We start from the raw sequence: 7,180 nt of genomic DNA on the forward strand, positions 1-7,180 counted from the left end.
AGCGGGGCTCGCCGCAGAACGTCGTCCACGAGTTCCTCTCCTTGTCGGCCGGGTTCGGCAGGAGGCGGCAAGGGGCCGCCCCTCATGATGCCGGACACCTCGGCAGTGCTATCAGTCACAAGTTTGACGTACTGGGACAGCCGTGCCCACGCCAGGTCCCCTTTCGGGGCCGGATTTCCTCGGAGCCGGGCGAATGTCGGTGGGGCCGTTTACGCTGGCCGGGTGGTCAACAGGCGCGTGGTGCGCATGAGGCAGGACGGGACCACGATGCGAGAAAGGGAGGTCCGGGCGGGTGAGCGCAGCCCAGGATTCCGCTGACAGCGAACGCCGTGCGGCCGGGCGGAGGAGCGGGGCGACCGCGGTGGGCGCCGCCGGCACCAGTGCCCCGTCCGGCGCGCGGGCCGGGGCGGCAGCCCGTCCGGCCGCCGGTCCGGTGGCCGGGGCGACGGCCGTCGGCAGGGGGGCGAAGCCGGAGAGCAGGCTCGGCATGGTCCGCAGAGCCCGCAAGATCAACCGGATCCTGGCCGACGTGTATTACTACGCGCACCCCGAGCTCGACTTCACGAACCCGTTCGAGCTGCTGGTCGCCACGGTCCTGTCCGCCCAGACGACCGACCTGAGGGTGAACCAGACCACCCCCGCCCTCTTCGCCGCCTACCCGACCCCCGAGGACATGGCCGCCGCCGACCCGGCGGTGCTGGAGGGGATCATCCGGCCCACGGGCTTCTTCCGCAGCAAGACCAAGGCGCTGATAGGGCTGTCGGCCGCGCTGCGCGACCGGTTCGGCGGCGAGGTCCCCGGCCGGCTGGAGGACCTGGTGACGCTGCCGGGCGTGGGCCGCAAGACCGCGCACGTCGTCCTGGGGAACGCGTACGGCAGGCCCGGCATCACCGTCGACACGCACTTCCAGCGGCTGGCCCGCCGCTGGAAGTGGACGGAGCAGACGGACCCGGAGAAGATCGAGGCCGAGGTCGGCGCGATCTTCCCCAAGAAGGAGTGGACGATGCTCTCGCATCGCGTCATCTTCCACGGCCGCCGCATCTGCCACAGCCGTAAGCCCGCGTGCGGAGCCTGCCCCGTCGCGCATCTGTGCCCCTCCTACGGGGAGGGCGAGACGGACCCGGAGAAGGCCAGGAAGCTGCTGAAGTACGAGATGGGCGGACAGCCGGGCCAGCGGCTGAAGCCGCCCGCCGACTACCCCGGGAAGCCCGCCCCGCCCCTAGGAGCCGCATGACCAGTGCCCGAGAAGCCGACGCCCCGCGGATCGGTCCCGAGGACGTCCCGGACTGGCTGCGCCCCCTGGCCGTCGCGGCCCGCACCATCCGGCCGCGGCAGCTCAGCCGCTTCCTGCCGCCCCCGTCCGGCGGCCGTCCGTCCGCGGTCCTGGTCCTGTTCGGCGAGGGGGCCCGGGGTCCGGAGCTGCTGCTGCTGGAGCGGGCCACCAGCCTGCGCGCGCACGCCGGGCAGCCCTCGTTCCCCGGCGGCGGCCTCGACCCGGAGGACGGCGACCCGGAGGGCGACGGGCCGCTGGTCGCCGCCCTGCGCGAGGCCGAGGAGGAGACGGGCCTCGACCCGGCCGGGGTGCGTGTCTTCGCCACGCTGCCGCGGCTTTACATCCCGGTGAGCGACTTCGTCGTCACGCCCGTGCTGGGCTGGTGGGCGCGGCCGTCCCCGGTGGCTCCGGTGGACCCGGCCGAGACGGCCCGCGTCTTCGCCGTTCCCGTCGCCGAGCTGGCCGCCCCGCACAGCCGCGGCACGGCCATCCACCCCAGCGGGTATCGCGGCCCGGCGTTCGAGGTCGCGGGCACCCTGGTGTGGGGCTTCACCGCCGGGGTGATCGACCGGATCCTGCACTACGCGGGCTGGGAAGTGCCCTGGGACCGCGACCGGGAGATATCGCTCGACCACAGGGCGTGAGACGGTAGCGGGCATGAACGGGCTCGACATCCTGCTGCTGCTCGCCGCCGTCTGGTTCGCCGTGGTGGGGTACCGGCAGGGCTTCGTCGTCGGGGCGCTCTCCGTCACGGGCTTCCTCGGCGGCGGCCTGATCGCCGTGTACGCCCTGCAGTTCGTGTGGCACGGAGCGGGCGACGCGGACGGCGGCGGGGCGGGGGAGCTGGGCGCGATCGCCGCGGTCGCCGCCGTCGTCATCAGCGCCACGGTCGGCCAGGCTCTCACCACCCACCTGGGCAACCGGCTGCGGCGCCACATCACCTGGTCCCCGGCCCGTGCCCTCGACGCCACCGGCGGCGCTCTGGTCAACGTGCTGGCGATGCTGCTCGTCGCCTGGCTGCTCGGCTCCGTGCTGGCCACCACCACGCTGGGCACCGTCGGCCGCGAGGTCCGCGGCTCCCGCGTCCTGCTCGGGGTCTCGCAGGTCGTCCCGGAGCGGGCGGACGGCTGGTTCACCGACTTCGGCTCCGTCCTCGCTCAGCAGGGGTTCCCGCAGGTCTTCTCGCCCTTCGCCGCCGAGCCCATCACCGAGGTCCCGCCGCCCGACGCCGCCCTGGCGGACAGCCCGGCCGTCGCCGAGGCGAGGCGGTCCATCGTGAAGGTGACCGGCACCGCGTCCGGCTGCGGCAAGGTCCTGGAGGGCACCGGCTTCGTGTTCGCGGACGGCCGGGTGATGACCAACGCCCACGTGGTCGGCGGAGTCGCGGAGCCCACCGTGCAGGTCGGCGGCGAGGGCAGGCTGTACCGGGCCCGCGTCGTCCTCTACGACTGGGAGCGGGACGTCGCCGTCCTCGACGTGCCGCGCCTCACCGCCCCGCCGCTGGAGCTGAGCGAGGGCGACGCCGTCACCGGGGACGACGCAATCATCGCCGGATTCCCCGAGAGCGGCCCGTTCGACGCCCGGGCGGCGCGCGTTCGCGAGCGGTTCCAGGCCGAGGGGCCCGACATCTACCGCCGGGGCACGGTGAGCCGCGACGTGTACTCGCTGTACGCGACGGTCCGCCCGGGGAACTCGGGCGGCCCGCTGCTCACGCCGGACGGCGAGGTGTACGGCGTGATCTTCGCCAAGTCACTCGACGACGACCGCACGGGCTACGCCCTCACCGCGGACGAGGTGCGCGAGATCATCGCGCGGGGCCGGGCCGCCGACGAACCGGTCGACAGCCAGGCGTGCGCGATGTGAAGGTATGCGCCATGTGACGACGGGCGCCAGGTGACGCGGCGCGGACCCGCCGCGGCGGGTCAGCCGCGGGGGTGCCGCAGCCGCACGCCGACCCAGCGTGCGCGGCGGCGCAGAATATCCGGAAAGCCGATAGGGGGGTCCACCAAGGGGCCGCCCTGGATCCGCCGCACGGCGCTGCGCGCCCGGGCGGCGGCTCCCTCGCCGCGTCGATCACGTGCCACGTCACGGTAGTCGTGCGTCCAGCCCATACCCTCGACCCTGCCCGGGGTCCAAGGTCAGTAACCTCCCGGAAGCGAAGTCTGTCGGCGTATGCCCGCGGCACGCCTCAGCGGTCGGGCTCCGGGTCCCGCAGCCAGTCGATCAGCTCGGTGCTGAACGCCACCGGGTCCTCCTCGTGCGGGAAATGCCCCAGCCCGTCGAACAGCCGCCAGCGGTACGGCGCTTCGACGTACTCCCCGGACCCGGCCGAGCTGCGGGTGCGCATCACCGGGTCGAGCGAGCCGTGCAGGTGCAGCGTGGGCACCAGCACCGGCCGCTTCATGCGCCGGTTGAACTGCACCCCGTCCGGGCGGGCGATCGAACGGATCAGCCACCGGTACGGCTCGATCGAGCAGTGCGCCGTGGACGGGATCGTCATCGCGCGCCGGTAGACCTCGACGTCCTCGGGGTCCGGCTGCCGCGGCCCCGACCACGCGCGCAGCAGCCGGCCGACCGCCTCGGCGCCGTCGGCGGCGAGCTGCCGCTCGGGCAGCCAGGGGCGCTGGAAGCCCCAGATGTACGAGCTTGCGGCGGTCTGCCGCGGGTCGCGCAGCAGCGACGCACGCCAGCTCCGCGGGTGCGGCATGGAGACGACGGCGAGCCGCCGCACCAGCTTGGGCCGCATCACGGCAGCCGTCCACGCCAGATAGCCGCCCAGGTCGTGCCCGACGACCGCGGCGTCCGGCTCGCCCAGGGAACGGATCACGCCGGTGACGTCGAGCGCCAGGTTGGCCGGGTCGTACCCGCGCGGCGTGCGGTCGCTGCCGCCCACCCCGCGCAGATCCATCGCGACCGCCCGGTACCCGGCGCCGGCCAGCGCGGTCAACTGATGCCGCCAGGTCCACCAGAACTGCGGGAACCCGTGCAGCAGCAGAACGAGCGGGCCGTCGCCGAGCTCGGCGATGTGGAAGCGGGCACCGTTGGCGGCGACGTCCCGATGGGTCCAGGGACCGTCCCGGAGGATGACCGAGGACCGCATCCCGGACTGATCGGGACTGGTCATGTGATGGAGCCTGCCTTGTCCGCGGGGACGGCACGCGGATGGGGCTTGACGGTGGCCAGTACGGCGGCCGACGACTTGGCGGACCGGATCGAGCGCTGCGTGCTGCCCAGGCGGCCGAACTTCTTGACGGCGAACAGGACGAGCCCGCCGGTCGCCGCCAGGTAGAGCCCGCCCACGACCGCGGTGGTGACACCGATCGGCACGTCCCACCAGGCCCGCAGCCCGTCCGCCACGGCGAAGCTCAGCAGCGCCACCGCGAAGAGGGCCAGCACCGCTCCGGCGGCGACCGCGATGATGCCCCACAGGGCACGCTGCACGTCCTGCCTGATCTGGGCCTTGGCCAGCGCGATCTCCTCGTGCACCAGCCCGGACAGCTCTTCGGCGGCCGAGGCGACCAGCTCCCCGAGACTGCGGCCCTCTTCCGCTGCGCTCATCGCGTTCTCCCTCTTTCCTCTCCCGGAGGCGGATCCTGTGGTGGTGCACGTGACAGTAGTGGCGCGAGGGTGCGGCGTCAGTAGCTGATATCTCACCGTCGCTGAAGAGGAGTGATGGCGCCCATGGTATAGGGGCGCCCGACCGGCCGATCGGACGCCCCCTGCCGCTGTGACGTGCCGTCAGGTCAGTCCTCGGCGACCGCCGTGGGCAGCTTGGCCTGGATCAGCTCCATCACCGAGGAGTCGGTGAGCGTGGTGACGTCGCCCAGCTCGCGGTTCTCCGCGACGTCCCGCAGCAGCCGGCGCATGATCTTGCCCGACCTGGTCTTGGGCAGCTCGTCCACCGGCAGGATCCGCTTGGGCTTGGCGATCGGGCCCAGCTCCTTGGCGACGTGCGCCCGCAGCTCGTCCACCAGCCCCTCGTCCTCGGCCGCGCCGCCGCGCAGGATGACGAACGCGCAGATCGCCTGCGTCGTCTGCGGGTCCGTGGCGCCGACGACGGCCGCCTCCGCGACGCGCGGGTGGGAGACGAGGGCGGACTCGACCTCCGTGGTGGAGATGTTGTGCCCGGAGACCAGCATGACGTCGTCCACCCGGCCCAGCAGCCAGATGTCGCCGTCGCCGTCCTTCTTGGCGCCGTCGCCCGCGAAGTACTTGCCCTCGAACCGCGACCAGTACGTGTCCAGGTACCGCTGGTCGTCGCCCCAGATCGTGCGGAGCATCGACGGCCAGGGCTCGGTCAGCGTCAGGTACCCTCCCGAACCGTGCGGCACCTCCGCGCCGTTGTCGTCCACGACGGTGGCCGCGATGCCGGGCAGCGGCACCTGCGCGGCGCCGGGCTTGGCGGCGGTGACGCCCGGCAGCGGGCTGATCATGATGGCGCCGGTCTCGGTCTGCCACCAGGTGTCCACCACGGGCGTACGGTCGCCGCCGATGTGCTTGCGGTACCAGATCCACGCCTCCGGGTTGATGGGCTCGCCGACCGAGCCGAGGATCCGCAGGCTGGAGAGGTCGAACGCGGCGGGGATGTCGTCGCCCCACTTCATGCAGGTGCGGATCGCGGTGGGCGCCGTGTAGAGAAGCGTGACGCGGTACTTCTCGACGATCTCCCACCACCGGCCGTTGTGCGGGGTGTTGGGCGTCCCCTCGTACAGCACCTCGGTGGCGCCGTTGGCCAGCGGGCCGTACACGATGTACGAGTGGCCGGTGACCCAGCCGATGTCGGCGGTGCACCAGTACACGTCCGTCTCCGGCTTGAGGTCGAAGACGGCGTGGTGGGTGAACGCGACCTGGGTGAGATAGCCGCCCGAGGTGTGCAGGATGCCCTTCGGCTTTCCGGTGGTGCCCGAGGTGTAGAGGATGAACAGCGGGTGTTCGGCGTCGAACGCCTGCGGCGAGTGCTGCTCGGGCTGACGGGCCACCAGCTCGTGCCACCACACGTCCCGGCCGTCCGTCCACGGGATGTCCTGGCCGGTGCGCCGGACGACGAGCACGCTGCGGACGCGGGCCGCGCCCGGCCGGGTGAGGGCCTCGTCCACGGTCGGCTTCAGCGCGGCCGGCGCGCCGCGCCGGTACCCGCCGTCGGAGGTGATGACGACGCGGGCGTCGGCGTCCTCGATGCGGGTGGCCAGGGCGTCGGCGGAGAACGCGCCGAAGACCACGGAGTGCGGGGCGCCGATGCGGGCGCAGGCCAGCATCGCGACCACGGCCTCGGGGATCATCGGCATGTAGATCGCGACCCGGTCGCCGGCCGCCACGCCGAGCTCCGTCAGCGCGTGGGCCGCCCGGGACACCTCGCGCAGGAGCTCCGCGTAGGTGAGGGAGCGGGAATCGCCGGGCTCGCCCTCGAAGTGGATGGCGACGCGGTCGCCGTGACCGGCCAGGACGTGCCGGTCGACGCAGTTGTACGCGACGTTCAGTCGGCCGTCCGCGAACCACTTGGCGAAGGGCGGGTTCGTCCAGTCCAGGGTCTGGGAGGGCTCCGTCTCCCAGGTGAGCCGGCGCGCCTGCTCGGCCCAGAAGCCGAGGCGGTCCGCGGCGGCGGCCTCGTAGGCCGAGGCGGTCAGATTGGCGTCGGCGGCCACGGCGGCGGGGGGCGCGAACCTGCGCGTCTCCGTCATGAGATTGGCCAGGCTCTCGTTGGTCACGGCGTCTCCTCGGCACGGCGTCAGATGGGTCCCGCAGCACAGCTCATCAGTCCGGTCGCCCCTTTGACAAGGCTGACGAGGCGCCTGGTGTAGACCAGCCGGCGCGCTGGTCGCGGACCCGCCCCGGATGGCCGCGGATCCGTGGACGGCACGGCGTGGGGGGGGGGGGGGGGGGGGGGGGGGGGGGGGGGGGGGGGGGGGG

Annotated in this window: 6 protein-coding genes; 3 read left to right on the forward strand and 3 right to left on the reverse strand. The window is 73.2% G+C overall.

Annotated elements, in window-relative coordinates; translation table 11 throughout:
• Nucleotides 1–361: 361 nt before the first annotated feature.
• The 3 genes from nth to ACSNOC_RS26380 are packed head-to-tail and all read left to right on the forward strand — an operon-like array spanning nucleotide 362 to nucleotide 3,136.
• Nucleotides 362–1,234: an endonuclease III gene (gene nth, locus ACSNOC_RS26370; RefSeq protein WP_436750086.1), complete on the forward strand. Its 873-nt coding sequence runs from the start codon at nucleotides 362–364 to the stop codon at nucleotides 1,232–1,234.
• Nucleotides 1,231–1,917 (forward strand): NUDIX hydrolase, encoded by a 687-nt coding sequence (locus tag ACSNOC_RS26375; protein WP_436750081.1) that lies wholly within the window; start codon nucleotides 1,231–1,233, stop codon nucleotides 1,915–1,917. Before nth ends, ACSNOC_RS26375 begins: the two co-directional genes overlap by 4 nt.
• Before the next feature lie 13 nt (nucleotides 1,918–1,930).
• A complete protein-coding gene (locus ACSNOC_RS26380; protein ID WP_436750082.1) occupies nucleotides 1,931–3,136 on the forward strand; it encodes a MarP family serine protease in 1,206 nt (401 codons plus the stop codon).
• 325 nt (nucleotides 3,137–3,461) lie between these two features.
• On the opposite strand, the gene ACSNOC_RS26385 is transcribed toward ACSNOC_RS26380, so the two are convergent.
• From ACSNOC_RS26385 to acs, 3 genes are all read right to left on the reverse strand, one after another.
• A complete protein-coding gene (locus tag ACSNOC_RS26385) occupies nucleotides 3,462–4,397 on the reverse strand; it encodes an alpha/beta fold hydrolase (RefSeq protein ID WP_436750083.1) in 936 nt (311 codons plus the stop codon).
• The gene (locus ACSNOC_RS26390; RefSeq protein ID WP_436750084.1) at nucleotides 4,394–4,831 is read right to left on the reverse strand and encodes a phage holin family protein; all 438 of its coding nucleotides are present in this window, start codon (nucleotides 4,829–4,831) and stop codon (nucleotides 4,394–4,396) included. Before ACSNOC_RS26390 ends, ACSNOC_RS26385 begins: the two co-directional genes overlap by 4 nt.
• A gap of 185 nt (nucleotides 4,832–5,016) precedes the next feature.
• Entirely contained in the window at nucleotides 5,017–6,978 is a 1,962-nt protein-coding gene (gene acs, locus ACSNOC_RS26395; protein ID WP_436750085.1) for an acetate--CoA ligase, read from the reverse strand.
• Nucleotides 6,979–7,180: the final 202 nt, after the last annotated feature.

Origin of the sequence: Streptomyces sp. URMC 129, from assembly GCF_051386415.1 — a bacterium.
Lineage (GTDB): Bacteria > Actinomycetota > Actinomycetes > Streptomycetales > Streptomycetaceae > Streptomyces.

Excerpts from the sequence above, each read along its gene's own strand:
- ACSNOC_RS26375 (WP_436750081.1), top strand. The coding sequence starts at position 1,231 with ATGACCAGTGCCCGAGAAGCCGACGCCCCGCGGATCGGTCCCGAGGAC.
- ACSNOC_RS26380 (WP_436750082.1), top strand. The coding sequence starts at position 1,931 with ATGAACGGGCTCGACATCCTGCTGCTGCTCGCCGCCGTCTGGTTCGCC.
- ACSNOC_RS26385 (WP_436750083.1), bottom strand. The coding sequence starts at position 4,397 with ATGACCAGTCCCGATCAGTCCGGGATGCGGTCCTCGGTCATCCTCCGG.
- ACSNOC_RS26390 (WP_436750084.1), bottom strand. The coding sequence starts at position 4,831 with ATGAGCGCAGCGGAAGAGGGCCGCAGTCTCGGGGAGCTGGTCGCCTCG.